We start from the raw sequence: 26,993 nt of genomic DNA, 5'->3' as shown, positions 1-26,993 counted from the left end.
ATACAGAGGCAGACGCCAACCCTTGGCGGCGTTTCATTCAGGAACATGTGCCACCAGTGGTTGCCCCTTGCAACCATAGGTGGTGGCGCTCTAGCTCGCTGCGGTCTGCAGCTCCGGCTCGACAAGGTCGCCAACGTAGCGGGAGCAGAAATCTGCCATGTGCTCGGTGAGTGCGGTGACGGCTTGGTCTTCGATGCCGGACTCGATCGCTTCGACTATTTGGATGTGCTCATCAAAGCGCATGCGGCCACTTGCCTTGTCCGGGCCAGCGGCGATGATCATCATTTCGATCTGGCCGATGAGATTCCTCCACGCAGCCAGAAGCTGCGGGTTGCCGGCGTGGAAACAGAGCTGCTCGTGGAATTTGAGGTCCAGTTCCAGCTGCTGCGCAAATTCAAGGTTCGGCTGTTTGAGAGCTTCCAGGTCCTGGCGGAGCTTGGTGGTGATCTCGTCGCGGTGCTCGCTGACCACAATTTTGCGGGCCGCTAGTGTCTCCAGCGTGGCACGGACTTCGAAGACGTCCAGTATCTCTTGAGACGTCAACTCCCGTACGCGCATGTGCCGCTTGCCATCGTCGACAATAAGACCTTCCAACTCAAGCGGGCGAAGGGCTTCCCGGAGCGTGCCACGGCTGACGCCCATCTCTTCGCTGAGGTGCATTTCCTTAAGGTGCTCCCCCGGTTTGATGGCCCCGGAGATGATCTGGTCGCGCACGTGCTGGGTGCAACGTTCCCGCAGAGTTCTCTTGTCGAAGGCCGACGCGACTGACATTAACGAGGGCGGCCAGCGCACCGATCGCGGCTATCCCGGAAACGCCCGCCCACACCAGCCAATGAGATCAATCTCAGGCCAGTTAAAGTCCCCTAGCCCGTCCGGAGTGCCTGGGGATGGGGAGACAGGCGGGGATGGGACAGGCTTCGACACAGGGTAATTCCAATCGGTGCAGGGCTTGAAGATCGTTTACGGGTGCCGGGCGGATGAGGCCTGATATGCAGACACTGGAAACGTCCGGGCCAGTTTCGTTCGTATAGGACGCTAGCCTATGCCGGGTGGGACTTAACACATCTCGCATGTAGATACTGGAGTCATGCCGAAACGCTACTTTGAGATGGAATCAGATTCAGCCGATGAATCCTGGCGCCGAATCCGGTCCTTACGCTCGAGTCCTCCGGTCTCGATGCCATTATCCAGGCGCAGGCTGTTTTCTAGTGCACTTGAGCAAGCCCAGCAGCAATTTGAGGCTGCCTCAAGCGTAGGATATGAGTCGCGTGCCCTGAATCTCTACTACGGCCTTTCTCAGGCCGGGCGCGCTATTGCTGCGGCTATGACACCTGAGGGTTCTGGCAAAACTCCGGAGGTCAGCGGACATGGATTGAAAGTGCTGCACTTTCAATCCATGCGGTCCGGTGATCTATGGGCCACCGGAATCAGATCTGAAGGCAACGAAGATACTTCTTTCGGCCGACTCGCATCTCTGCTCCGGTCGGAATCCCTTCGAGCACCGGTCACGCTAGGTGCCATCTGGCACATGCTTCCTGAAGTGTATTTTGACTATCCCGTTGGAAGTTTCGGCGAACCTAGGTGGGCCGACAAGCCCTTTATGGGCCAAGAGGCACAGGATCCGAATGCATTCACTTTCCAAGCAACGCAGCGCGAAATTGCGGATGATGCCAGTGAACTCAAGCTTCTCTATCCTGATCTGGCAGAGGCAAGACTGCTGAGGTTTGGTGGCTCGTCATACTCGGCGCTTGAAGATGGAACGCGCACAGATGAGGCAGTTTTCACCTACGACGGACCATCGAGACTTCGGCAGCTACGGAACAGTAAGGTTTTGATGCCAGCTGTTGCCCCAGGAGCAGGAGCACTCGACCCATTGCTCGCGTGGTGGGTACTGCTCTATTCCCTATCGATGATTACCCGTTACAAGCCAGTCCTATGGACACAGGTCATTGATGTCAACAGTTCATCGTTGGCTGTCCCCATGGAAGCCGCATTGGGCAAGGCCCTCGAAGCCATCCCAGCTCACATCTATGCCACTCTCACTGGTTCTGCCCTCCGTGAGTAGGGCACTACCCCAAAAGCAATGGAATTGAACGTAGGCTGTGATGTGGTTTGACGAGCTGAATGGCCACTGGGCCGGATTCACTTCGTACATCCCGCTTACTGGCACGACATATGGGTACCTATCGGCGCCATCAAGCACAGATGCTGGTTCTCGTGGGATTTCCCAAGGTGGCTTGTTCCTTGTCCGCCCTGACTGGACTCCCAAATCTCTATGTTCAGAGTCTTAGAGGGCAGCGCGACTGGCAGAGCTTTTGCCACATTTGCGCAAAAGCCCGTTGCGCAAATGGCCGGAGATTGGCGTCTTTCAAGCAGTCTCGCCAATCAGACCCTTGAACGACAGAGTTGTTTTGCCCTCGGCCGCCTCCCTTCTAGAATCCAGAAACGTCAAAGGGCGCTTCATTGCCACGAGAAAGAGACCACAGCAGCGATCGCCCCTCTCACAGGCCCCACCTTCACTCACACCTCTGGCATCCAAGGCCCGTCACTCCGAATTTGAGGCGAATCGTCATGCACGCGGTCGATGACTTTGCCATGAACGTTCGTGAGCCAGAAGAATTCGACAACATCCGAAAGTACGAGCAGGGTCGCCTGCCAAGACCACATCGATCGCCTCACCACCGAGTTAAGGTCCCAATCGACCGAACTTGAGCGCCTCCACGCCATCTACGACGAACTCGACACACGGAACGGTCTCCTCCACAACGAGGTCCTGCGCCTGAAACGGGCCCAGCGCACGAACATCCAGGACCTGGCCCACGTAGCTGCAGCACTAGTACACGTGTCCAAAGTGAAAGGAGTCGCCCTCGACCCAACCACCGTCGGCATCCTCCGCCGTCGAGGTTGGCTGCCCAGCAAGAGCAGAACGGGGGCGCTTCGTGCATGACCATGTCCATCGCGCGGCTGTCCGTGAAGTCCGGACTGAAGTACCTCTTCAAGTCGACAATGCTCGATGACGCCCACCCCGCCCCCGCGGACACGATCAGCTACTACCTAGCCGCCGGCACACCGCAGGGCCGCTGGATTGGTCGCGGGCTCGATGGCATCAACCGAACATCCGGACAGACTGTATCGGAATCCGACGCAAGGTCAATCTTCCAAGGCGCCCAGCACCCCGACACAGCAGCACCCCTCGGCCGCGCTTACGGCGAAGCCACCGTCACCCAAAAGAACCACGGACAAACCACCAACCACGCCGTCGCCGGCTTCGACCTCACCTTCAGCGTCCCCAAGTCCGTCTCGGCCCTCTGGGCCCTCAGCCCACGCCGACTACAAGAGCAGATCCTCCAAACCCACCACGACGCGATCGAAGCAACGATCCGCTGGCTGGAGGACCTCGTCATCAACACGCGTGCCGGACGAAACGGCATCGCCCACCTCGGCACACGAGGTGTCATCGCCGCGGGCTTCGATCACTGGGAATCACGGGCCGGTGACCCGCAACTCCACACCCACGTCGTGATCGCCAACCGCGTCCAGCGCATCACCGACGGCGCCTGGACCACACTCGACTCGCGAAGCCTCTACAAAGCGGTGGTCGCGGCCAGCGAACACTACAACGGCCTGCTCTTCGACGCCCTCAAACAGAACCTCGGTACGGACACGGACATCCGCGCACCAGCCCAAAACACCCACAACCCGAGCCAACAGCTGACCGGCATCGACGACGCCCTCATCCGCGAATTCTCCAATCGATCGAGACTCATCGATGTCGAGACCGATCGACTGGTCAGCGCATGGATCGCCGAACACGGCATCCGCCCATCGGCTACCACCACCATAAAGCTGCGGCAACAAGCAACGCTGTCCACACGAACTCCCAAAGACACCACCCCCACTCCCCTGCGTCAGCTTTCCGCCATCTGGAGCGATCGCTCACGGACCAAAGGCTTCGACCCTGAGCGAGTCGTCGCCTCCACTATCCGCCGATCGAACAACCGACCCTTCCGCATAGGCGACTTAGCCCCTGACTGGATTGCCGCCGTCGGGCATGTCTCTCGTCAGCGCGTCGCCGCTAAGCGGTCCACGTGGAATCGCTGGAACCTGATCGCGGAAGCCGAACGCGTGTGCGCCGAGATCCGATGCGCATCGCCGGACGACCGTAACGCGATGATCGACGCCGTCGCCACGGCTGCGGAGCTCCAGTCGGTGCCGCTCAACGAGTACCGATACACCCTTCCCGCCGATGCCGCCGATGATCTCCGCTTCGCCGGCCGCAGCGTCTTTGATTTCCATGGCTCACGCCTCTACACGGATGAGGCGACTCTCGCCTTCGAGGATCAGATTCTTGCGGCAAGGAACGACGACGGCGGCCCGGCTGTCAGCGCGAATGTCGCCATGGCGTCAGTCGCCTCGTACAGAAAGGATGGCACGTCGGAGTTGCACGAAGACCAAAGGGCCGCGGCCGCGGAAATCTTGCTGAGCTCCCATAGACTGGAGGCCATCGTTGGCCCGGCCGGCACGGGGAAGACCACAACCCTCGGCGCGATCAAGGCGGCTTGGGAATTGCAGTTCGGTGCAGGCAGCGTTGTCGGATTGGCTCCGGCGGCTGCGAGCGCCGAGGTTCTTGGCTCGGAGTTGGCCATGGTTGCTGAGAATGTCTCCAAGTGGCTTTACGAGTCCTTGGGTAGCGGAGCAGCGCAACGGTGTTCGGCCTTCTTTGATGCAGAGTCTCGGCTTACCTCACACGGGACTACGAACGCTACTAAGTCACTTCTCGAGCAACGGATCACACGATTGGCAGCCGAGCAGTCCCAGTGGACCTTCAATGCGAATCAGCTGGTGGTGATCGATGAGGCGTCAATGGTTTCCACCCAGCAACTCGCGGCCATCGTGGCACAAGCCCAACAGGCTGGGGCGAAGGTCCTGTTAGTTGGCGATCCGGCTCAGCTTGATTCCATCGACGCCGGCGGAGTTCTTGGCTGGCTCGACCGGCAAGGAAAAGCTGCCAGGTTGAGTTCCATTTGGCGCTTCCAGCACGCCTGGGAGGCGTCTGCTTCCGTAGGTCTTCGTGCAGGTGACATGTCCGTGCTCGCGAATTACGAGTATTACGGTCGGATCAGTCACGGCACCTATTTGGACATGATGGACCGCGCATATGCCGCTTGGCACTCCGACGTCCTTTCAGGGCACGCTTCGGTCCTGATCGCTCCTGACAACGAGACGGTCGGCATGCTCAACCAGCGAGCCCAAGCTGACAGGGTGATCCTGGGCGTCGCCGATGCAGAACAGACACTCGTGCTGAGGGATGGGCTGCGGGCGGGTCGCGGCGACATCGTCATTGCCCGTCAAAATGAACGGTCAATTGTGGACGACCGGGGCGCATTCATCCGGAACGGGACGCTCCTGGAAGTACTGGGTGTGAACGTACGTCACCGATCCCTACATGCTCGGCGGACGGATACCGGTGCGACGGTCGAACTCGGTGCCTCATACCTAGAGTCATCGGTAGAACTTGGCTACGCCACAACAGCCCACCGATCTCAGGGCATCACGGTGGACTCCGCCCACGTCGTCGTCACTCCTGGGCGACTGACCCGTGAACTCCTGTACGTCAGCATGACCCGCGGACGACTCTCCAACACGGCCTACGTCAGTGAGAACGACCCCGACGTAGACGAGATACTCGACCCGAGCGCTCGATCCAACTGGCGGACGATACTTGGCGAAGTCCTGGCCGCGGAAGGCGCCGAGCGAACGGCCCACGAGGTTCGCGACCGTGAACGCTCCCACGCGGACAGCCTTGAGCGACTCAACCGCGAATACGACTACCTGGCCCAAATAGCCGCGAGCGCCGATCTGGCAAGAAGTCTCGAGCTCCTTTCACCCGGCCTGGCTGTCACACTGCGGGTCTCCCCCGCATGGGGAGCAGCTGTAGCTGCATGGCGCCAGGCGACAAACACGAATCGCCCAGGGGCGCATCGCGTACTCTCCGAATCCATAGGGTCAGGCCCCACGGCCAATGACGTCACCGCAGTGATCCACTCACGCCTTCGCCGCTACTGCTCCGCGATGCCCCACGCACCCATCGATCCCATGACAGAACAGTTCGTCGTCGAACGTGACGACTTGAAAGAGACTCTGGACCAGGTGCGACGGCGGATTGGGAGCCGTACGGAGCTGGTCGCCAGGGCTGCACTACTAGAGGAACCTGACTGGGAGACAGCCCTTTTCGATGAACTCGGGGCACAAATGGATTCCTACGCGATTGCTGCGTTGGTGCGCGAAGTTGCCGTCTATAGAGACCATTGGGGTATCCATGACTCCCTGTTCCCACTCGGTACTGCTCCGGCCGCCTGGGAGTGGGAACAGCGATCGCAATGGGAACGCCTCCAAGTGGCAGTCCAAAAGGCATCCCAGCCACTTCTTGAGCCGACAGCTGTCGTCGGCTTCAACGAAATGCAAACTCAGCAAAGCCTTATCAGTACGGGTTGGCAGCTTTAAACTGGGAAGAGGAGCAAAACGTGCAAGAAAATCCTGTCCTCAAACCGAAAGTCGCGACACCCGCTCTGATAGTCACAAGTGCGGTGACGCTGGCACTTGCCATTACTCTTGCTGCGATGGCCGTCGCGTTTCCCGCCACTAGCTGGGCCCTAGTAGCAGTCGTGGCAGCAGGTCTCCCACTGTCCTTCTTTTGGCACAGGCGAATCCGTGACAACCGAGCCTGGAAGACGGCGAGCTCCGCTCAATGGCGGCTACTGGAATCCTTAAGACACTCCTCCGTGACCACAGCCGAAGTGACTGTACTAAGTGTTGATTCCCCCCAGCCGACGGGAGCCTGGATCACAATCCGCTGGAACCGCTTCGACTACATCCAGCCCGCTTGGATCGAAGCGCTGGCCGAGCCCATCTGGCCTGGCTCCGTGCTGCTAATCCGACCTGACCCTGAGCAGGTGCGACCCGGCACCCCCTGGCCCGCCACCTACTCCATAGCCGGTGACCACGTCCTTACGTGGGCGCCGCAGCTCTGATCGGTAGGAGCTACCCTCAACCGTGAAGGACGCGCATCTGTTAGGTCCAGCACGAAGGCAGTGTGTGCTTCAGAGCGGCCGCCCCCTCCACGACTCCTGGTCCACCCGCTTGATCTGCCCGGCCGGGAACCACTCCACGTGATAAACCCGCCGATCATCCACCCACTCCACCAGCCCAAACGACCTCGTGTACTTGATGGCCCGACCATAGATTTCGCCCACGCGGACCAACGGCTGCTTACCGAGGTCGAGCTCAGTGATCTTGCCGTCGTCCGGCTTGGGGTGATTGTCGTCGGCCTCGATCTGGGCCATCATGCGTGCGAAAGCGATGGAGTCTTGCTTCGGTCTCATAGAACAAGATTAGAACATATATTCGAATGCAGGATTCCATGCCAGACAGACGGCTGCCCACGTCGCCAACATGCGACGTGGGCAGCGAGCCGCAGGAGCGGATCAGGCAGACATCTCACTCCCCGGCGCTTTGCCAAAAGGGGACGCCACCACCGGGCTTTTCGTCGTCACGTTGTAAACCGGCCAGCCCGTCGCTGTCGTTGCCTCCGGACCGGTTGCCTCCACAGCGGTTTCCGGTTCCGTGACGGCGCGGGCAGAACGCTGGTAGGTGGCGGTCCCAAACCGAAGATCAGGGCCAATCGTGTCAGCGATGATGCGTCGGGCCTCGCGGCGCTCGCCGTCCTTGTCGTACGACCGGAATTCCAGTTCACCGGAGACGGTCACAGGATCCCCCTTCTTAAGAGATGTGGCCGCGTTCTCCGCAAGCATGCGAAAGGCCGACACGTTGTGGAAGACCGGCTCACCGTCCCGCCACGTGCCGTCCGGATTCTGGATGCGTTGATTCACAGCGACTCGAATCTTTGCGTGCGGCGTTCCGGACTCCCCTATCGTGAGCTCAGGGTCCGCGACAAGGTTTCCCGCGATGGTGATGGGAATTTTTGTGTTCATGGTCGGTTACCTTTCTTCGCCGACGGGCCTCTCCCATCGGACATCTGATGGGGTTCAGGGACCTGCCAACTCGGGGCCGTGCATCGAGGTGCCCGGGCCAGGCACGCCAGCGTAGGTAGAGGAAGCCGTGATAGCGGGCGAAGCGCTGACAGCAGCGAACTTCCCACCAAACCCAGGAGGATCCGAAATAGCGAGTATGCCTTTGGTTGCCGCCGTCACCCGTCCCAGCACGGACTTGGCGATGTCCACGCGCGACGTCGGAGCACGTCCCTCCTGCAGTTCCTTCTCGGTTCTGATGACCGCGTCAGCCCACCCAGCCAAGTACGTGGCCGACTGTGGCCCGCGATCGATGCCGTGAGCCCGAAGGACTGTATAGGCCACCGACTCGGCTTCTACTTCGGCCAAGCCGCGATGATTCGCGCTGCTGCCATAGAGCCGACCAACACTGTCTTCGGGACCATGCAACAGGACGTGCCCGAGTTCGTGGGCCAGGACGGCCACCCGCTCCTCGCTGCTCATCCACAAGCCAACTTGGATTCGACGAGCATCGAAATCGGTGTAGCCGCTCGTGTAGCCGTACTGGACACCGGAGATCTCCACCCGGAAGCTGCGTTCCTTGGCGACATCACACAGCGACCGCCACAGGTCGTCCAGGTTTTCGCCGGATTCAACGCCCCCGCGCGGCACCAGGATCGGCGTTCCCTCCGTCTGGGTAACGTCGAAAACTGCCTGTCCGCGCCAACCCGTGACGACGTTCCTCTTGCCAAGAGTGACCGCATCAACCGGCGCAGCCTGAGCCACGGGCAAAAGCTTCCGCTGACCATCCGCCATCTTCAACTCCTGCATGGATGCAGTCCGCGGCGCGATCACCCAGAGCGCGTGCTCGCCCCGCAGCACCGTCCGCCCATGACGCGCCCACTCTTTGTAGCCAGCCACCAGCGTCGGCTCCTCGGTACCACGCTGTGCCATCTGCGCCATCAGCAGGGCGACGTTGCCCCCTGAATAACGCCACAAAGTGGCTGAGGCATCGAGCAACACCTGCCATCGAGCCGGCGACTCAATGGCTTGCACAAGGGCAGCATGGAGCCCTTCGGTGAGACTCGCGATGCGCTCCTCAGGCGACATTCGAACGCTCGGCGGAAGGCCGACGTCGTCCGTCCCGCCAGGGAGGTGAGCGTTCGATTCAGGTGCAGCGGCCACGACAGCCATCCTTCGTACTTCTGAGTCAGCCCTGAGAAGGGATCACCTATCCATGTCCGGCCCGAGCCTGGACGCCATGACCTGATCAGGCCCCAAACTGATGAGCACTCAATTTCCAGTCGTCGAAAGCCAGTTCCGCTGGTACAACCCTGGTGACCGGCTCCTTGTGGCTCTGCAACCCGACGCACCCTGCGGTTCTCGTGTGGGTTCTGAGACGCTCGACGGCGTGTGGGAGCCTTTCGTGGAAGGCCAACGGACCGAAGCCGGAGTCATCAGGAGTGAAGGAAGCTATCTCCGCCCGCTGCAGGGCGTAGAGCTCGGCAACCACTTCCGAATGCCGCCACCAGCAATCGGGCACAACGGAGGTGGTCAGCTGGTAGGTGGCGACGAACCATCGAACCCAGTCAAAGAGGCTCTGCCACACAACCTCAGCCTGTTCCGCTGACATATCCCGCCACCGGCGAGTGACACCCACAGTGCGGGGCGAGGGCTGAAACGACGAGCGGAACAGCTCAGCCGTCAGCTCGTCGTCAAGGTCAGGGACTCGGCCAACTTCGAAGTCGGAATCATCGGCCTGGGTGCTCATGATTCAACCTCGGTGTTCGATTCCTGCCTGGTCAGGTGACCGGCAGCCAACTCACGCTCCGTCTCAACTTTCGAACGGCCCAGTTCAGCAGCGTCCTTGCGTTTGTGCCAGTCGCGCAGGTCAAGAAGTATAGGTCGGGTTCGTCGTCCGAGCATGAGGGCAGTACCAACCGGAAGGCGACGGATCTCGTCAAGGCGGATCACCGGAGTATCCCGGATCTGTTCGCCGTCCTGGCGCCCTTGAGCTGACCAGGATCGGGTGTTCATGATGAGGCTGCGCTCGCCCAGCAGACCCGCCAGCGAGCGCAGGTCACGTTCGTCAGACCCTCCGCCGAAGATGACCTTGATGATTGCGGAGTCCCAAATTGTCGCTGCCTCCTCGATCGACCAACCGCTGCGGGCTTGGGACAAAGACTGAAGTACCACCAGAGTGGAAATCCCAATACCTCCGCCGTCAGAGAGCACCACTGGAAGCCCAGGCCACGGGGACAGGTTGGCAATCTCGTCAAGGATCAGTGACAGCGGTGGATCCAGTCGCCCGCCGGCCGAGACGAACGCCATCTCGCGGGCCGCGTAGTCGATGTCGTCAATGAGAGCGGAAAGGTACGGCCCCGCCGCCGCGGCACCGGATCGCGTGCCAATCAGGTACAGAGTTCCTCGCTGTCTGATGAAGGCCTTCGGGTCGAACTCTTGGGCTTCGTCCTGCGGATTCAGCGCCGCCAATACTCGTGGCGAGGACAACGGTGCGACTGCGGCAGAGACTCCGATCCACGAGTTCGAGGTATTGCGAGGATCGTCCTCCAGTATCCCCATCAAGTCTGCCTGCCAACCGAGCGCAGCTCCCGTGCGGCCGAGGACGTCCAATGCCTCGCGTGCCAGGACCGGGCTGGAGGACCAACGGCGGAAGGCAGCAATGCCCTCGCCCGACAGAGCTGCCGCGTGCAGGAGACACTGCAAAACGATCAGCGAGCGCTTCTGCCACGCCGCGTTCTCACCCTTCATCTCAGTATCTGCAGTAATCACCAGGGCTCGACGCGTTGCGATATCAGGATCCCCACACCCACGGACAGGCGACCACCGAAGCGTGGACGGCAGCCCCGACATGCCCTGCGGATCAAACACCGTAACAGGCCGCCCATCACTCATCCGGGCCCGCATGGTCACCACCAAGTTGTCGGCACGCGTTGACGTCGTGACCACCGCCCCTGGAGCGTCGAGGATCGCGTTGATGACCACATACAGGCCTTTGCCTGACCGTGGTGCACCTTGAATAACCATCGACTCCTCCGTCGAGACATGGACGGTTACTCCCCGCGAGCGCCCGAGCGTCCACGAGACGTCTTGGATGCTCGGCCTACTCAGCCCGGGACGCGTGTACAGACCGCGGCGTCGGACGGCTCGGGAGCCAAAGTCGCGGACAATCTCCGCCCTTCCAGCCACGCCGTCCCTGCTCAGGATGTCTTGCCGGAGCCACGCACCGGATTGTTTCCACATCCTCCAGCCGAGGACTCCCCCAACCGCGAGCGCCGCGACCACGGCAAGCACGCCACCCACGATCCACCAGACTGCAACCATGTCCGGCGCACAATCCCGCGAGATCCAGTCAGAGCGGCCGACGAACAGCCCGATGCCGGCCACCGTATTGAAGAACGACGGCGGCCTGGCGGCACACTGCCGAGGCGTCGCCGCTGAGGCGGCGGCCTGGACGAGAAGGCAAAAGACAACGTAACCAGTAATCGCCCACAGACCTACCGACACCATCGGATTCATACTCGCTGATCGAGTCCTCACAGGTGCATCCGATCATCGGTACCGAAGACATCGAGCTCGTCGGTGGTCACCCGGTTGGCAACAATGAATGACCGATTCCCTACCTTCCAGAGCCCGACACCCTTCGGCAGGTTCTCCACGTGATCGCACTCGGCTTCCGTGAGGCCTAGTGCCTCCTTGGTCAGCCGCATGGCGTCGTGCTTCTGCCGGTAGATGATGCGAGTGTCCGCCTCGGTCAGCAGCCCAAGCGCTTTCTGCCGATGACCACTGGTGCTGTCGCCGATCTCGTTGAGATCGGCCACCTTGTGCATTATCAGCAGATTGGCGATCCCATAGGTACGGGCGAGCCTCCACTGCTCGCTCATCTTCGCCAACATGTAGGGATCGGCGAGCATCCGCCAACCTTCGTCGTACACCACAAGCCGCTTGCCGCCGTCGGGGTTTGTCACCGCCGCCTCAAGCCATGTCGCGCTACAGGCAGCAGCCAAAGACAGCGCCTGCTCGGACGCACCGATCAAAGCCGACGTGTCCATCACCATCATTGGCGCGTCTGCATCGAAGGCCACTGTGGAGGGAGCATCGAACATACCTTCCAAGTCACCCGAAACTGTCCTTCTCAGCGAGTGACTAACAGCGACGCCTCCATCCCTACCAACCAAAGCCAGGGTTTCCGGGGACGGGTTGAGCAAGTGGTCCAGCACCATGGGGAGCGTCGGCGTCGAGTTCTCGGCGGTCGTTTCCATCAGCGCCATGTCCAAAGCCGTGTGTTCAACCGGATGGAGTGGAGTACCCTGCCTCATGAGAGACACGAGAGCCACGAGCAGTTGACGGCGCCGCTGCCGCACGACGGCCTTCCATTGCGTATCTGTCAGCAAGCTCGGCCGCGGTCCCGCATCCAGTGGGTTCACACGCGCCGAACGACCCGGACCAACGGAAATGACCTTGCCGCCCACTGCATTGGCCACGGAAACCCACTCCCCCTTGGGATCGGAGGCAACCGCTGCTTTCTTTCCGAGGGTTATTGACCGCGCAACCAGCGACTTGCCGCACATCGACTTACCAGTCCCCACCGTGCCGATGACGACGATCGACGGGCCGCTGATGATGCCTTTGTCGTAGAGAATCCACGGATCGTACGAGAAGGCGCCAGAGCCAAAGACATCCGTTCCGATGTAGGTTCCTTCATGGCCCAGGCCAGACTCCGTGATGAATGGGTAGGCAGCCGCGAACGTCATGGTCGAAGCGCGGTGCGGCGCGGGCCGCAAACGATGTGGGGCCCACAAGGAGTTGGCTTCGTGGCTCCCCCAGTCACCACGAAGGCGCTCGCGGTCCGGCCGTTCCGCCATCTCGTCCTCATCGCTGTGGAACAGGCGCCTTCTCCTTGGAACCGCTTCCGCTGCCGCCGCCCGTTTGGCGTCCTTCCGCTCGGGGCGAGTGCCCGACGGCGTATAGGTCACCTCTTGGTTCTTGAGACTCATCGCAGTCCCCGCCCCAAGGGAAGTCCTCCAGCAATGAATGCGGCCCACTGTTGACCTGCAAGCAGACGCAGTTCAACAAATGCGCCCGCGGCCGCTGATTCGAGTTCATGTCGATGCCGGGCCAAGTTTTCCAACGACTCGGCGGTGATGGTGACGAAGGCAGTGGGCCGAACGTCACCATGTCCCGCCACGATCTCCTCTTCACGCTGGGAAACTTCTTCTTCCTCCGCACGCTGTTCTCGCGTCGTAGGTCGATCGAAGCGTGCGTTGATCCGCCGTCGAGTTTCGTGAGCCTCCTGGGCCGAGCGGATGTCGCGCAGGGCTTCGATGGTCGGCACGGTCCTGATCACCTGGGTTACCGTGTGCCTGAAGTCGCCAACATAGACGAGCGGATGCAGGAAGCCCGGGTACACCTTCTGTCGCGGCCATTCAGCGACCCAGAACGTTTGGTGGAATCCAGAATCACTTCGGAGATAGGTCCAGTGCTCGTCGACTGCCATGGGGCCGGAACTCTGACGCAGTGGCTGCATCTCATCTCTGGGATGTCGCTCCGACTTGGAGGACCCACGTGCAAGGGCCTCGGGATCGAAGGCTCCACGGAAAACGTCGAGGAGCCTCGACTCAGACAACCATTCATCAACCCTGACACCGTGGGTCGCCAGCGACGTCGTGATCGCACCGACCTCCAGACGCAGTACGCGTTCGAGCCCGTTCTTCCCTCCGCCGGATTCCTTGATCCGTCGTCGAGACTTCGATGTGTCCACCACGAGCGACAGCAGCACATCGTGGCTCATCGCCGACCCGGCCGCAGAGATCAGATCCTGGTACGCAATTTGCCCCCATGAGCTGCGCTCGCCGTCATCAATGGTGACGGTCCGATCGTAGAAATCCTGAAGCGCTGACGACGGGTACGGCACGGTGTAGTCCTGGACCGCAATGCGTGCGATGTCAGATCGTTGCGCCAGCCCCGCTTGCACCCTGGACCACGCCTGTGCAGCCCAGGCTTTGTCATCGTCGTCGAGCAGAGCAAACGATCGAGTGCTGCAACGGAGCACGACGATGGCTTCCTTGCCCGGGGCGTCGAGGACCACGCATTCCCCACGGGAAAGCGGCTGGACTTTGAGGTTACCCAGGCCCCCAGGCAGCGCAAGCTTTCCTGCTTTGACAGGGCGCTCTGGGCGAGCCAGGTAGCGAGTTTGCCCTAGAACACTCCGTACGAAGAACAGGACGATGAGGCTGCCCCAAATCGGATACGGAATCCGCGCGTACTGCAGCACTCCAACCAGCACCAATGAAATCCACATCGGGGCGGTCACTACGAGGCCGCCGGGACCGCCCGCCGCTGAGGAAATTATCGCTACGAGAACGCCGGTGGCCACCAGCGCGAGCTGGTACCACTTCAACCCCATGAAGATTCCACGACGTTCGTACCTGGGAAATTTGACGGGTTCCAGTGCCCGCGATTCGTCACTCATGGGTCTCGTCCGGAGGTAGTGGCCTGTAGGTGTCCTTGTGCTTGATCGGCGGCAATTCGGTCGATGGCAAGGCACTGTTTGGGGCTCTGACTTCAGGTGACCGCGTTGTTGGTCGGGTGCCCGTGGACGTTGCCCTGCCCGGACCGGCTCCAGCGGGGTTCTTGGTGGTACTGGTGCTGACGTCATGGTCAGTGACCACTTGCCCCCTGACGACTGAGCTGCTGGAGTTCGAACTGCCCGACGACGACCGGTCCGTCAAGGCGACGTCACCGCCCGTGCGGTGTACCGGCGTCGTACTTGTCAGGCTCCGAGGCAGCGGAACGGAAGGCGGCAGAGCTCGTGTGGGGATGTCTCGGCGGCTCGACGGAATAGGACGTGCAATTGAGGAACGGGCCATCATTGACGCGATCGTCAGGCGACCGCCAAGTTGCCGACTGAGTTGTCGCGTTGCAATGCTGTTGCTCCGCGACAGAACGTGGTCGCCGCCCGCAGTTTGAGCCGCTGCGGCCAACTCTCCACCCGCGAAGCTGACGAGTCGAAGCGCCATCAATGGTGCTCCACAGGCCAGGACCATCCCGACAGATCCGGCGGCCAGCCCCGCGAAGGACTTCGAATCGGCAAATAGCTTGATGGCGGTTGCCAGGACAGTCGCCGCCAGAGGTTTAGCAAGGAGAAGGGCGACGACGATTTCACACCAACGCCCGGCCCACACCTTGGATTTCTCCCACGGCAGCATCATGAGGGCGACGGGAGCCACTGCGGCGAGGACTGCCAGCGCGAACGTCCGGAAAATCATCGAACACATGAGGATGAACGCCAGTATCCACACCACGACGACAGCCATGGCAGTGACGATCGCGCCTCCAACTGCGCCGCCCTGGTTACCGGGCGCGAGGGAGACGACATTCCATTCCCGGTCTGAGCCCTGAGGAGCTCGTTCAAAGCCAAACAACCGCATGAACACGACGTAAGGGTCGGTACCGATCGATTCCAGGAGCGCGGCGGAAGCTTGGTCGCTGGCCCGGGTGAGCTGACGAACGATGTACACGGCGGCCGCCACGAGCGGCACCGCTGCCGCTCCCCCGATCAGCGCCCGCAAGAGTCGCCGAGGCTGTTGGCTGAGCAGCCCCGACAGAAGTTGGATGATCATCACCACCACGAGCGGTGTCATCATGACGACGACCCACCAATTGGTCAGTCCTCCGATGGCGGTCCATTGGGAGTCGTCGACGTCGGAGACGGTGAAGGCGCCCGTGATGAAGCCCCACATCCACGAGGCGATGTTCTGCAGGACGTTGGCGAAGATGGATGTGATGGAACCTTGGATGCCGTCGTTCGCTTGCGAAACGAGGCCGCATCCTGGCGGCCACCAGCCACTGAGGTCGCAGTCAACTGGCATGGCTGCTCAGAAGCCGAGCGGGAATGCTGTCTGTGACCAGAGGATGTAGCCGTTGATCCCGCCGAGGATGGCCGCGACAGGGCCAGTCCACAGCAGAATCACGCCTCCGCCGGATGCGAGCCGCGAGGATTGGCTCAACTTGCCAGCCAAGAGCATCGCGGCTCCGATTATTGCCACGATAGCGATGACGATGAAGGCGCCGACGAGGATGCCCCCGCCGATCTGCTTCAACGACTCAAGAAAGGGGAAATTCGCGTTTGGTGTGATCCCAGGATCCACTGCTGCCAGAAACATCTGGTGCTCCATCCAGTCGTCTTCCAATGGAATGAGCTCATTGGCTCACGACTTCATGGATGGGGAGGGAGGGAACGACATGACTCAAAAGAGCCAGCAGCCACAACGATTCGCAATGTCGACTCCACCACTCGTGTCAACAGATGTCCGGAAAGTGGCTCGTTACCGACACAACCACATTTCGGCATGGCACCGGCCCACCCCAGAGCTTTAGTCTCCGGTGAGGTTATAGCAGGGTGGGTGAGCTCGACCCCCGTTTCTCCGTTTAGGGCGCGGTTAGAGTCATCCAATCGCCCTGGCAGGGTGATCAATTCGACCGATCAGAGGTCGGCTGGAGGATGATGGCGTCCTTCGAAGAGACATTCCGATCAGGCTTCACTAACGGTCACCACGGCGCAGCGACGGCGTGAGGTTCGCTGCCGCGCCGATCGCGAATAGTCTTGCCTGCTCCCGGGGGTCCATGTCAGGTGCATGTGTTGCGCTCATAAAGGAGGAAGAAAGATCCCTGCAAAATCAGCATAAACAGGTCCATCCCTGATTGTGTCAACGTGATCGGAGCCCACTAGGACGGCCCGAACGGTACCCACCAGCCGGACAGTGCGGAGGCGCTTTGGTCTGCTTTTTGGCGCTGTGAAACCGCTGCCACGGGTCGGGACGAAGTCCAAGGTCTGGAGGCTGGGAGCTGGCGTCCGGTGGAGGCGGGCGTCAGAGGTAGCTGCACATGCGTCCGGGATCGCAGCTTGCGTCGGTCCCGGCAGCGGCGTTGGCGTGGAGGCCGGCGACGACGGATCGCAAGGCAATCAGTTCGGCAATCTGGTGGTCGAGGTCTGCCAGCTGGTTGGAGAGCAGGTCCTGGACGTGGGCGCAGGGGGCTTCTCCGGCGTCACGGAGGCCAAGAATTTCACGTATCTTCGTCAGGGCGAGGCCTGCGGCCCGTCCGCGGCGGATGAACTCGAGCCTGGCCACGGAGTCTTCGGTGTAGTCCCGGTAGCCGTTACAGGATCTCTTCGCTGCCGGGAGAAGCCCGCTGTCCTCGTAGAAACGCAGCGTCTTCGTCGTCATCCCTGCCGCTGCCACGGCCTCACCGATACGCATCATGAACCCATTTCTTAGCAGGCCACCAGGACGGCGATTCCTTGACATTCCAGTCTAGGGGAAGGTTGAGAATGAGATGCAGAGCAGGTCTTCGGCTGAAGGCCCGCAACGGCTGAGCAGCAGTTGTGCTGGCGGCTGCTCCCCCTCGCATCTTTAGGAGTCCCTCATGTCGGCAACACCTTTCGATTATGACCTGGCCATCATCGGTTCCGGCGGGGGTGCTTTCGCTGCTGCCATACGCGCAACTAATCGCGGCAAGCGGGTGTTGATGGTTGAGCGCAGCACTGTGGGCGGCACGTGCGTGAACACGGGCTGCATCCCGTCCAAGGCCCTGCTGGCCGCCGCGGAAGCCCGCCATGTCGCCGTGGACGCTTCCGGGCGGTTCCCCGGCATCAGCAACTCCTCGGCGCCGGTGGATATGCCCGAACTGGTCGCCGGGAAGCGCTCCCTAGTCGAGGCCATGCGGTCAGAGAAGTATGTGGACCTCGCCGCGGATTACGGATGGAAGCTGCAGCAGGGGACGGCGGCGTTCGCCGGAACCGCGGCCGTCCCGGTTTTGAACATCACTTTCCCGGGCGGGACCACTGAGACGGTGAGCGCCGAACATTACCTGGTGGCAACCGGCTCCACCCCCTGGATTCCTGAAGTGCCGGGAATGGACCAGGTGGACTATCTGACGTCCACGAGTGCGATGGAGCTGCAGGAAGTTCCCTCTTCGATGCTGGTCTTGGGCGGAGGGTATGTGGCCCTGGAGCAGGCGCAGCTGTTCGCCCGGCTCGGAACGAAGGTGACCATGCTGGTCCGCTCCAGGCTCGCCTCGGCCGAAGAGCCTGAAGCCGGGCATGCCCTCACGGGTGTTTTCGCCGACGAGGGTATCCGGGTCCTCCGCCGGGCGACAGTGTCCTCGGTCCGGACCGATCAGTCGTCTGGGGATGTGGTCGTGGACGCTTCCGTCTCAGGAGGACAGGAGGAGTTCAGGGCCGCGCGCTTGCTCCTGGCAACAGGCCGACGCCCGGTCACGGAGGATTTGAACCTTTGTATGGTCGGTGTCGAAACCGGGGACCGCGGGGAAGTCTTGGTCGACGGCAGCCTTCGCAGTACTAATCCGAGGATTTGGGCCGCGGGCGACGTGACAGGGCACCGGGAGTTCGTCTATGTCGCCGCCGCGCACGGGGCCCTGGTGGTGGATAACGCTTTCGAAGGTGCCGGGCGCGAGGTCGACTACCGGCACCTGCCCCGGGTTACGTTCACGAGCCCCGCCCTGGCGGCGGTAGGGATGACGGACAAGGAAGCGAACCAGGCAGGGATCCGGTGCATGTGCCGGGTTCTGCCGCTCAAATTTGTCCCCAGGGCGCTGGTGAACCGTGACACCCACGGCTTCATCAAGATCGTTGCCGACGCGGACACGGGCCGGATCGTCGGGATCACTGCCGTGGGAAAGGAAGCCGGGGACCTCGCAGCGGCCGGGGTCTACATTCTGGAGGCCGGGATGACCGTTGATCAGGTCGCGAACCTCTGGAGCCCGTATCTGACCATGGCCGAAGGCATCAAGATAGCAGCCCAGTCCTTCACTACTGACGTCTCAAAACTGTCCTGCTGCGCGGCATGACATGGCAACGACAACCTATGTGTTCGTGGGGCGGCCGGATGCTGCTACGTCAGAGTGCGCGTTCCTCGTCAGGCTGTGGGCGAGGCGGTAGGAGTCCGTGCCGGTTTCGATGATGGTGCCGTTGAAGGTCAACCGGTCAACGATCGCGGCGCAGAGACGCGGGTCTGTGAATGTCTTGGTCCAGCCGGAGAACGACTCGTTGCTGGCGATAGCGATGGAGTTCTTCTCTTCGCGTTCAGTCAGGACCTGGAAGAGGAGTTCGGCTCCTCTGCGGTCCAGCTCCATATAGCCGAGCTCGTCAATGCACAGCAGGTCGACCCGGCCGTATCTGGCGATGGTCTTGGCGAGAACTTTCTCGTCGGCGGCTTCGACGAGTTCGTTCACGAGCCGGGTGGCCAGCGTGTATTTGACCCGGTATCCCTTCTCAGCTGCAGCGGTGCCCAGCCCGATCAGCAGGTGGGATTTGCCTGTTCCGGAGTCCCCGATCAGGCATAGCGGTGCGCCTTTGCGGATCCAGTCGCCGGTAGCGAGGGTATGGATGGTAGCGGGGTTGATGTTCGGGTTCGCGTCGAAGTCGAAATCACCGAGCCATTTGTCCCGTGGAAAGTTCGCGGCTTTGACGCGTCGGATTGAGGAGCGACGGTCGCGGTCATCGCACTCGGCCAGCAACAGCTCGGCCAGGAAGCCTTGGTAGGAGAGTTGTTCTTTCCCCGCCACGCCCAGAGCTTCGTCCAGGACCGCCCGGATGGTGGGCAGGCGCAGCCGGCGGCATGCTTGGTCCACGGCCGCGACCGCGGCCTGCTCAGTCAGGCCGCGGCGCCGTCGCAGGGTTGGGGTGATGGTGGTGGCCGGTGCGGTGGGGCTCATGAGATGTTCTCCTTCGACGTGGTTCCTGCGGAGTGTTCGGTGCGTTTGGCCAGCAGCTCGTCGTAGGCGCTGATTGTCGGGAGCGGTCGCTTGTCTGGAGGGAGCCCGGCGATGACAGCGGCCGGGTCCATCAGCCGACGCTGGGTCAGGCTGACAACTCGTTGCACTTTCGCTTCAGCATGAGCACCGCGATGACGGTCAGGACGGGACCCACCAGCGGGGATGCTGGAGGCGTGTCTACGGGCTTCCACCGCTACGACGTCGGCGCTGACAGCACCTACTTCAAGGGCTGCGGTGATCCCTGCCTCGATGTCTTCGGCTTCCATCGAGCGGTGCAGCAGCAGGACGTCAATCAGTTCACGGGTCCCCTCGGCATCGCCGTTGACCCTGCGCGAGGCAGACCAGAAGGCTTCATGGGCGCTGGTGAAAGCACCTGACTCCCGCGCCCTGGCCAAAGCTGTGGAACCAGGCAAAGCGCCGGGCTTGGTCTTGAGGACCTCCAGATAATGGTCCAACTGGACCGACTGCCCGCCCTTGGCAATAATCCGCTGGTGCCGGGCCGCCACCGCGCGGCCGTCGAACACCACAACTTCGGACGCCCGCAAGGAGACCCGGACCCGCCGGCCAATGAACCGTGCCGGCACCGAGTACTTCACCATCCGCACGGTAATCATCGAGGACCGGTCCACCCTCGGGTTCAGCACCAGACCGGGATCGAACTCGTCCGCCGGCAACGGTGCCAGGAGCGGGGCCTCCGCGGCGAAGTCCTGGCCGATGGTGCGGATCCTGCCATCGATTCGCCGCTGATCGTCTTGGACCTCCCGGCTCCGGATCCGGTCGTTGAGGTCCTCAAGGGACCTCGTCACGGGCATCGGCGTAAGCCGGTTGCGGCGGAACCAGCCCACCTCGCCCTCTACCCCGCCTTTCTCGTGAGCGCCGGCAATACCTGGCTGGCAATAAAAGGCATCAAATCCATAGAACGAACGGAACAGCACCCACCGATCGTTCTCCAGGCGGTTCCGTCCCTGCCCGAACACCACGGACCTGACAGCACTGGTGAGGTTGTCATAACGGATGTGTTTGACCGGCACGCCGCCGATCTCGTTGAACGCCTCGATATGGCCTTCGAGAAATGCTTCTTGGGCCTGGGTGGGGTAAATCCGGTGGATGGCCTTGCCAGAGTGGGACAGCCGGAAGATGAACATGTGGCATTTCGTCTTTACCCCGTCCAGCACGATCCAGACTTCGCCGAAGTCCACTTCAGCTTCCGCGCCCGGGGCGTGTTCCTGGGGAACAAATACCTCAACCCGGCGGCCGGCCTCCACATCGATCTGCGCCCGGCGGACCCGAACGTAGTCACGCACCGTCGAATACGACAACTCCTCCGCGCCGTGCTCTTCGATGAGCCGGGCAAGAATCCTCCGGGCAGTGTGACGCTGCTTCCGCGGCGCCGTCGTGTCTTCGACGAGCATGGCATCGATCGCGGATCTAAAAGGATCAAGCCGCGGCGAGGATCGTTGAGGAGTTTTGCGCTCCGGCGGGACCGGGGAACTTAACGCCTTACGCACGGTTTTCCGCGCCACCTGGTGCCTGCGGGCAAGCTCCCGGATTGACGCCCCCTCCACCCGGGCATCCCTCCGAATCTGCGCGAACAACTCCACTCTTGACCCCATCCCGGCCCTCCCGTCGTTGATCCAACACTGGATGGATCAACGCTCACAGGTGGGTACCATTCAAGCCGTCATTAGGTTCGGCATGTCCAGCTGGTGGGTACCGTTCGGGCCGTCCTAGTGGGCTCCGATCAGACTGACATACTCACCATCCCCGTGCGATCATCACATACACACTAGTTTGGGAGCTCGTTCCGGCAAGTGGAAAAATGAGGAGATGTCAGGCGTCTCCGCACCTCCTATCGCACGCACGGGAGATCCGGCGTGTGTAGCCAGTTCTTTCGTCATACGACCCGACACGTCTGTGGGAAGTCCGACCACGTTCGACCGGGCAGCAAAGCCCGGTGGATCTGTTCCCGGGGCTGTAGCCGGCAGGAACTGCGCACAGCGCCGGCCTGCCGCGGGCCGCGAACAAGCTCAGGCCGTGAAAGCCAGCGCGCAGCAGATCGCGCACTCCCCCAGAGCACGCGACGGCACCCTCTAGGCCCACGAAAGCCCCCGCAAGCCCGGCCAACCATTCGGAGGGCCGCGCATCACCGACGACAAAATGCTGGCCCTAGCCCTGTACTTGCGCAACCAGAAGATGGGCCCCGTGTCATCGCATTCGGACTCGGTATCACCATAGGCGCAAAAGGAGGGACGACAACGATCGTCCGCGACCGTCATGAGCGTGCTGCGCGATCATGCCGGGCTAAGGGTTGCCGCCATGCACACTTAAGCCTATGCCGAAGCAACTTTGCGACTGGGTACCAGCCGAGTCCGGGCGGGGCGGCCTTTTTGGTCATGAACCGGACTAACAACTCCTCCAACCACGCTAATGTCCTATGGTGGCGTTATTAGCAATAACCCCCGGCTCAATTCAGTAGCCCTTGTGAGGTACTTGCCTTAAGTTTGGCCGCAAATGCCGCAGTCAGGAATCTGCTCATTGTCTTCGGCGCGCCGGCGCAGAACTCAATGACGGTGATGGTTAGGAGACCGATGCAAGATTTACCTTTTGTGATTGTCGCAGGAGGCAAGGGTACTCGAATGCGGCCGCTCACCGAGCGCGTCCCGAAGGCACTCCTAACGGTGGCCGGAGTGCCCCTCTTAGACCGCCAGCTTGACTGGTTACGTAAACAAGGAGTTCGTCGTGTGGTCGTGTGTCTAGGGCACCTGTCCGAGCCCATAGAGTCACACCTTGCAACCACCGCGGCCGCTCGTGGGCTCGATATCGCGATATCGCTGGAAGGCGATTCCTCCCTTGGAACCGCCGGCGCTGTTCGGCTTGCAATCGAGCGAGGCTTGCTCGTGGACCGGTTCCTGACACTTTACGGGGACACGATACCGTCGTTGGATTTGGCGGCCGCGATGGAGCATTGGAACAGCTCCGGCGCCCCCGCTCTGTTATGCGTCTTTCCTGCATCAGGACAGCGAGATGAAGCGCGAGCCTTAGTCCACAGCGGGCGTGTCACCCGTTTCTCGCGGCATCCTTTGCCTGGCGAAGTGGAATCGAACACCCACGGTGACTACGGTGTCGCCGGCTTCCATTCGTCCCAGTTCGCACACCTCCTCCCTTGGGTCCGCGGGGGCTTTGGCACCATTCACGCGGATCTTGCTAGGCGCGGAGACCTCGTGGCTTACGACGTGGGTGTAGGACCTCTTGAAGTCGGCACAATGGACGGTTATAAGCGAGCTGAGCTTATTTGGGCTTCAACAGCGTCATCCAATGACGGGATCAGCAGTTCGAACCTGTAGGTGCCGGCCGATCCTGCAGCGATGACAGCGGAGCCCGCTTCTCCAGGGACCCATGTCACGCGCCTGAGCGGGGCTGCTACCCGGGTACCAGTCACCAACGCACGTGACCGGAGGTCCCAAACCGCCAGCAGTCCATCCTCGCTGCAGGAAGCTACCCACGTGTTCGACGGATCGATAGCGCAGCTGCTGACCCGTCCCCCGCCTGCTTCGAAGGATGCTTCGTTCCCCGCGGAGAGGTCCCAAGTCGCCACAACGCCGTTGGGCTCTCCCGAGGCGACCAACATCAAGTCGTTTGGCGCGAAGTCCACGCTCCACAACGCGGCGTCCTGTTCAATCTTGAGCCGACTCAGCAGACTGAGGCTGACGGCATCCCACAGCCCGAGGCTGCCATCGTCCCCTGCGCTTGCGAACACTCTGCCGTCCGATGAAAACGTGCAGCCGAGAACATGTCCTTCATGTGCCCGCAGGACGCGGCTGACTTCCGGCGAGTCCGTGGAAAAGACGCCCACCTCGCGACCTTCCGTAACGAATCCGACTCGAGTTCCACTGGCTGCCACCTGCATCACCCGATGATCTGCGTCAGCGTGCACTTCGAGGATCATGCGACCCCCGCCGGTCCATGTCCGGATCCGACCGTCGGCGCCGCCGCTTACCAAGCCGTTCTGGCCGGCGGCGACTCCAAAAATCCTTCCTTGGTGGGCGTGCCAACGTGCCAACGGCTCGCCGTCGGAGGCTCTGAGGAGTTCCATATCCCCATCGGCCCGTCCGATTAGCACCTCGCCCTCGGGCAGCACCACACAGCTCTCGGTAGCGACGACCGGGCCAACGGTAAGGCTGAGGTTCGCTCCGTTGGATACGTCCCAGGTCCGAACCGACCCGTCCCCGCTGCATGTAAAGAGCACGGACCCCGAAGGGTCGAAGACGCAGCCCCCGACCCAGTCTGTATGCCCTGTCAGCAAGTGCTTTTCCTTGCCGGAAGCAACATCCCAGATCCGGACAGTGCGGTCTTCACCGGCCGATGCCAGGAGTGCACCGTCTGGCGAGAACGCACACCAACGGACCCGACGATCATGGCCGGACAGCACACGGCGCAGCACAGGCCGATCTCCGCGGAGGGCGCCCGCATCGACCAGCGCCACGAATCCATCGTTCCCTGCGACGGCCAGGGACTTCATGTCCTGCGATGCTGTCACGCAGCGCAGACGAGCAGCGTGCACCGTCAGGGCGCTTCGTAGCGTACCATCAGCAATGTCCCAACTCCGGAGCACTCCATCCTCGCCGCAGGCAACAACTTCCTTGTCCTCGGCTGCGAAGAGGCACGACCACATTGGCACCCCAGGGACTTCAACCTGTGTCATAGCTGTCCCACTGGCCGCATCCCAGACCGTCACCCTGCCGAGGGTGTCCACTGCGGCTACCTGACTGCCGTCAGCCGACCAGCCCACACCCAACATCCGGCCGCGCCGGTCACCCAAAACACGTTCCTGTCGGCCGGTTGCCACGTGCCACAGACGTAGGGTTCCGTCCATGCCTGTCGACGCGAGGTACTCGCCCGAGGGGGAAAACGAGCATGCCCGTGCACGATAGCGGTGGCCGCCCAGTGACTGTACGGGAAGCATCCTTCCTGCCTGCCAGATCAGCACCAGTCCGTCATCGGAGGCCGTCGCCAGCAACTGGCCGTCTGGAGATACTGCGCAGTCCCCGATGGCCCCATAGTGCTGCAAAGCATCGCGTAGTCGCAGGTCCGGTAACCGCCATGCCGGCAACGCGGCCGGCTCATCAAGGTTCTCTTGACGCCGGTTGGCAAGCTCCTCCAGTCCTTCGTGCTGGCCGACGCGGCCAAGCAGGGTCGACGCCAGAACGGGGCGGGCATCAGGGCGCAGCACGTGGAGGTTGGCCCTGAGGAAATCAGCGAGTGGAACGGCGAACGAGCCCGTGCACGCCTTCAGGGTCGCAATGCAGGGCACCGCGGAGCCGAGGCTGCGTACTTGAGTTTCGATCCAGCGCAGGTCTATGGCAAGAATCTCGAGCTCATCAGAACGGTCGGCGGAACGGAGGTGCCAAGGTAGATGCTCAATTACAAATGCCTGGGCCTCGTCAATGCTCCACCAAGCCGCAGTGTCGTCACCGAGCAGTTCATCCCTCCACGCATCGACCAGCTCTTGGTTGGCTTTGGTGAGTGCAGTGGACCCCAGGGTGTCGCGGAAGTAGCCGCGCATCAGATCGTGTAGCGACAAACACGTGACGCCCTCTATTGACACCGGCTCGACGAGCCGCAGGTCGATAAGGCGGAACATCAGAGCCAACGCAGCTTCGTCCTGAAGGCCGCCAGTCCGTGCCCAGAGCGACTTTACTGCCGCTGCCGGAACCGGGACGTCGTCCCGGAATATCCCTAGCTCAAGACAAAGGCGGCGGGCATCCTCGGGCAGCAGCCTAATGCTCGCCTCCACAGCCCGGGCAAAAGTCGAACTCGTTTCCCCGCCCACAGAGTACGCGCCTGGATGCTGCGCGATATGGAGTACCCAGGCTTCCACCTCCGCCCCTGCCATGCCCGAACGGATTACATTCCGCAACGCCGCGTTAAGGAGTCCGAGGACCAGCGGCCAACCATCAGCGATCTTGACAAGTGCCTCCGCCAAAGAATCATGACCAGGTGGTACATCGCGCATCAGCGTCTCGTGCGCCTCGCCGTGGGTCATGGCAGAAACACCAATTGGGGTCGCCCCCGGCACCAGACCGGTGCTTCTGGCCGTAAAGACCCGCACTGAGGAGGCGCCACCTCGCAGGAACGGCTCCGTCTGCTCTGAAGACCAGACGTCGTCAATGACCAACAGAACATTGCCTACGTCGTCGAGAACCTCACCAAGCGCGGCCCCGGCGAGGAGCGGATCGGACGTCGCGGGACGTGGTCGCCCCAATAGCTCGCAGACATCGCCGAGGTACTCGGCCAGGTCCGGACCCACGCGGGACTGACCCACCGTCAGCCAAATAATCCTGCTCTCAAAGTGCTCTACGATGCGGGGATCACGGCAAGCAAGCGCTGCCAGTGATGACTTGCCCGCGCCCGGGACGCCGTCGAGCGCCAAGAGCCCACCCGGCGATGCCATGAGAATCGCATTAACAAGGGCATCCTGAAGCATTGGGCGAACGGTCAGTCCCGTGACTACCGGCGACGGAAGGAACCGTGCCCGACCGGGATCGGTCGGCAGCTCAAGCACGAACGTGTCGATGTTGACGACATTGCTGTGGTTGCCTATGGCATTGCCCCGTACATCCCGACCGGCCGCAACCGAACGCTTGCCAGTGGCCATGACATGAGGCTCGGGTGGTTCGGGCCGGTCAGGGTCTCGGGCGCCCCCGCGTCGGCTCACGATGCGGTGCTCGAGTCCCCGGTCGCATTGTCCGTCGCGTCGCGGCCGGCCGCCACCGCGTCCTTGCCACTGGCTGTGACATCCAGCTGGGACGGAACAGTACCCGGCACCGCTTTCCCACCGGCGCGCTTGGTGGTGGTTGACGCTCCGGACCCGACGGCGTTGCCCACTGCATCCCTACCCGCAGCCACCGAACGCGTGCCGGATGCCACGATCGAGTGAGATTTCCTGTCGCGTACTGATCTTGTGCGGTGGTTTGCCAAGAAGATCACCGCCGAAAGAATGAGTGAAACCGCGGAAACGATCGCGGGAATGAGCCGCGCGGCGGCGTTGTCGGCGGGTATGTCTACGAGGATCAGTCCGACTGCTATGATGGCAGCCAGCACCCCCACCACGAGCGCCCCCCGAGCAATTAAGCGTGAAGTATCCGGAGCCGGGCGAGATTCCAAGAAAGC

General features: G+C 61.9%; 21 protein-coding genes. 6 read left to right on the top strand and 15 right to left on the bottom strand.

From position 1 onward, the window contains the following. Positions 1 to 90: 90 nt before the first annotated feature. A complete protein-coding gene (locus tag AUR_RS19945) occupies positions 91 to 771 on the bottom strand; it encodes a GntR family transcriptional regulator (protein ID WP_062096333.1) in 681 nt (226 codons plus the stop codon). Positions 772 to 1,087: 316 nt separating this feature from the next. Between AUR_RS19945 and AUR_RS19940 the strand changes: the two genes are divergently transcribed. The 4 genes from AUR_RS19940 to AUR_RS19925 all read left to right on the top strand — a co-directional run bounded on the left by AUR_RS19940 (position 1,088) and on the right by AUR_RS19925 (position 7,031). Next, entirely contained in the window at positions 1,088 to 2,065 is a 978-nt protein-coding gene (locus AUR_RS19940) for a YaaC family protein (RefSeq protein ID WP_128397307.1), read from the top strand. 540 nt (positions 2,066 to 2,605) lie between these two features. Next, the gene (locus AUR_RS19935) at positions 2,606 to 2,947 is read left to right on the top strand and encodes a hypothetical protein (RefSeq protein ID WP_241650988.1); all 342 of its coding nucleotides are present in this window, start codon (positions 2,606 to 2,608) and stop codon (positions 2,945 to 2,947) included. Further along, positions 2,944 to 6,504: a MobF family relaxase gene (mobF, locus tag AUR_RS19930; RefSeq protein WP_062096329.1), complete on the top strand. Its 3,561-nt coding sequence runs from the start codon at positions 2,944 to 2,946 to the stop codon at positions 6,502 to 6,504. Before AUR_RS19935 ends, mobF begins: the two co-directional genes overlap by 4 nt. Before the next feature lie 278 nt (positions 6,505 to 6,782). After that, positions 6,783 to 7,031 (top strand): hypothetical protein, encoded by a 249-nt coding sequence (locus AUR_RS19925; RefSeq protein ID WP_128397306.1) that lies wholly within the window; start codon positions 6,783 to 6,785, stop codon positions 7,029 to 7,031. Positions 7,032 to 7,100: 69 nt separating this feature from the next. On the opposite strand, the gene AUR_RS19920 is transcribed toward AUR_RS19925, so the two are convergent. The 10 genes from AUR_RS19920 to AUR_RS19875 form a co-directional block, all read right to left on the bottom strand. After that, entirely contained in the window at positions 7,101 to 7,382 is a 282-nt protein-coding gene (locus tag AUR_RS19920) for a hypothetical protein (protein WP_062096324.1), read from the bottom strand. A 102-nt stretch (positions 7,383 to 7,484) separates the two neighbouring features. Further along, complete coding sequence (locus AUR_RS19915; RefSeq protein ID WP_062096322.1) at positions 7,485 to 7,991, bottom strand: single-stranded DNA-binding protein; 507 nt, start codon at positions 7,989 to 7,991, stop codon at positions 7,485 to 7,487. Positions 7,992 to 8,045: 54 nt separating this feature from the next. Then, complete coding sequence (locus AUR_RS19910) at positions 8,046 to 9,191, bottom strand: ArdC-like ssDNA-binding domain-containing protein (RefSeq protein ID WP_062096320.1); 1,146 nt, start codon at positions 9,189 to 9,191, stop codon at positions 8,046 to 8,048. An 85-nt stretch (positions 9,192 to 9,276) separates the two neighbouring features. After that, complete coding sequence (locus AUR_RS19905; protein ID WP_062096318.1) at positions 9,277 to 9,777, bottom strand: hypothetical protein; 501 nt, start codon at positions 9,775 to 9,777, stop codon at positions 9,277 to 9,279. Then, positions 9,774 to 11,537: a type IV secretory system conjugative DNA transfer family protein gene (locus AUR_RS19900; RefSeq protein ID WP_062096313.1), complete on the bottom strand. Its 1,764-nt coding sequence runs from the start codon at positions 11,535 to 11,537 to the stop codon at positions 9,774 to 9,776. Before AUR_RS19900 ends, AUR_RS19905 begins: the two co-directional genes overlap by 4 nt. Before the next feature lie 26 nt (positions 11,538 to 11,563). Further along, the gene (locus tag AUR_RS19895) at positions 11,564 to 13,024 is read right to left on the bottom strand and encodes a hypothetical protein (protein ID WP_062096311.1); all 1,461 of its coding nucleotides are present in this window, start codon (positions 13,022 to 13,024) and stop codon (positions 11,564 to 11,566) included. Continuing rightward, a complete protein-coding gene (locus tag AUR_RS19890; RefSeq protein ID WP_062096309.1) occupies positions 13,021 to 14,499 on the bottom strand; it encodes an SCO6880 family protein in 1,479 nt (492 codons plus the stop codon). Before AUR_RS19890 ends, AUR_RS19895 begins: the two co-directional genes overlap by 4 nt. Next, positions 14,492 to 15,898: a type IV secretion system protein gene (locus AUR_RS19885; RefSeq protein ID WP_062096307.1), complete on the bottom strand. Its 1,407-nt coding sequence runs from the start codon at positions 15,896 to 15,898 to the stop codon at positions 14,492 to 14,494. Before AUR_RS19885 ends, AUR_RS19890 begins: the two co-directional genes overlap by 8 nt. Positions 15,899 to 15,904: 6 nt before the next feature. Beyond that, the gene (locus AUR_RS19880; protein ID WP_062096305.1) at positions 15,905 to 16,219 is read right to left on the bottom strand and encodes a hypothetical protein; all 315 of its coding nucleotides are present in this window, start codon (positions 16,217 to 16,219) and stop codon (positions 15,905 to 15,907) included. 678 nt (positions 16,220 to 16,897) lie between these two features. After that, positions 16,898 to 17,287 carry a heavy metal-responsive transcriptional regulator gene (locus AUR_RS19875; protein ID WP_128397311.1) on the bottom strand — a complete coding sequence of 130 codons (390 nt, stop codon included), beginning with the start codon at positions 17,285 to 17,287 and terminating at the stop codon, positions 16,898 to 16,900. Positions 17,288 to 17,453: 166 nt separating this feature from the next. Here AUR_RS19875 and merA point away from each other — a divergent pair, with 166 nt between their 5' ends. Next, positions 17,454 to 18,896: a mercury(II) reductase gene (gene merA, locus AUR_RS19870; RefSeq protein WP_062096303.1), complete on the top strand. Its 1,443-nt coding sequence runs from the start codon at positions 17,454 to 17,456 to the stop codon at positions 18,894 to 18,896. A gap of 15 nt (positions 18,897 to 18,911) precedes the next feature. Here merA and istB read toward each other — a convergent pair whose 3' ends face one another. Together istB and istA are read right to left on the bottom strand one after the other, a co-directional pair. Then, the gene (gene istB, locus AUR_RS19865; protein ID WP_062096301.1) at positions 18,912 to 19,763 is read right to left on the bottom strand and encodes an IS21-like element helper ATPase IstB; all 852 of its coding nucleotides are present in this window, start codon (positions 19,761 to 19,763) and stop codon (positions 18,912 to 18,914) included. After that, the gene (gene istA / locus AUR_RS19860) at positions 19,760 to 21,436 is read right to left on the bottom strand and encodes an IS21 family transposase (protein ID WP_062096294.1); all 1,677 of its coding nucleotides are present in this window, start codon (positions 21,434 to 21,436) and stop codon (positions 19,760 to 19,762) included. The genes istB and istA overlap by 4 nt, the downstream gene beginning before the upstream one ends. A 951-nt stretch (positions 21,437 to 22,387) precedes the next feature. Here istA and AUR_RS20885 point away from each other — a divergent pair. Beyond that, positions 22,388 to 23,167, top strand: a complete 780-nt coding sequence (locus tag AUR_RS20885; RefSeq protein ID WP_082694569.1) for a nucleotidyltransferase family protein — start codon at positions 22,388 to 22,390, stop codon at positions 23,165 to 23,167. On the opposite strand, the gene AUR_RS19850 is transcribed toward AUR_RS20885, so the two are convergent. Together AUR_RS19850 and AUR_RS19845 are read right to left on the bottom strand one after the other, a co-directional pair. Beyond that, positions 23,095 to 26,478, bottom strand: coding sequence for an NB-ARC domain-containing protein (locus AUR_RS19850; protein ID WP_062096292.1), 3,384 nt, complete (start codon positions 26,476 to 26,478; stop codon positions 23,095 to 23,097). The two genes, AUR_RS20885 and AUR_RS19850, sit on opposite strands and share 73 nt — an antisense overlap. Before the next feature lie 56 nt (positions 26,479 to 26,534). Next, a complete protein-coding gene (locus AUR_RS19845; RefSeq protein ID WP_164888714.1) occupies positions 26,535 to 26,987 on the bottom strand; it encodes a DUF1345 domain-containing protein in 453 nt (150 codons plus the stop codon). Positions 26,988 to 26,993 lie beyond the last annotated feature (6 nt).

Origin of the sequence: Paenarthrobacter ureafaciens (genome assembly GCF_004028095.1) — a bacterium.
Taxonomy (GTDB): Bacteria; Actinomycetota; Actinomycetes; order Actinomycetales; family Micrococcaceae; genus Arthrobacter; species Arthrobacter ureafaciens.
Note: the sequence above shows the minus strand (reverse complement) of the source record. Positions and strands in the feature narration are given on the sequence as shown.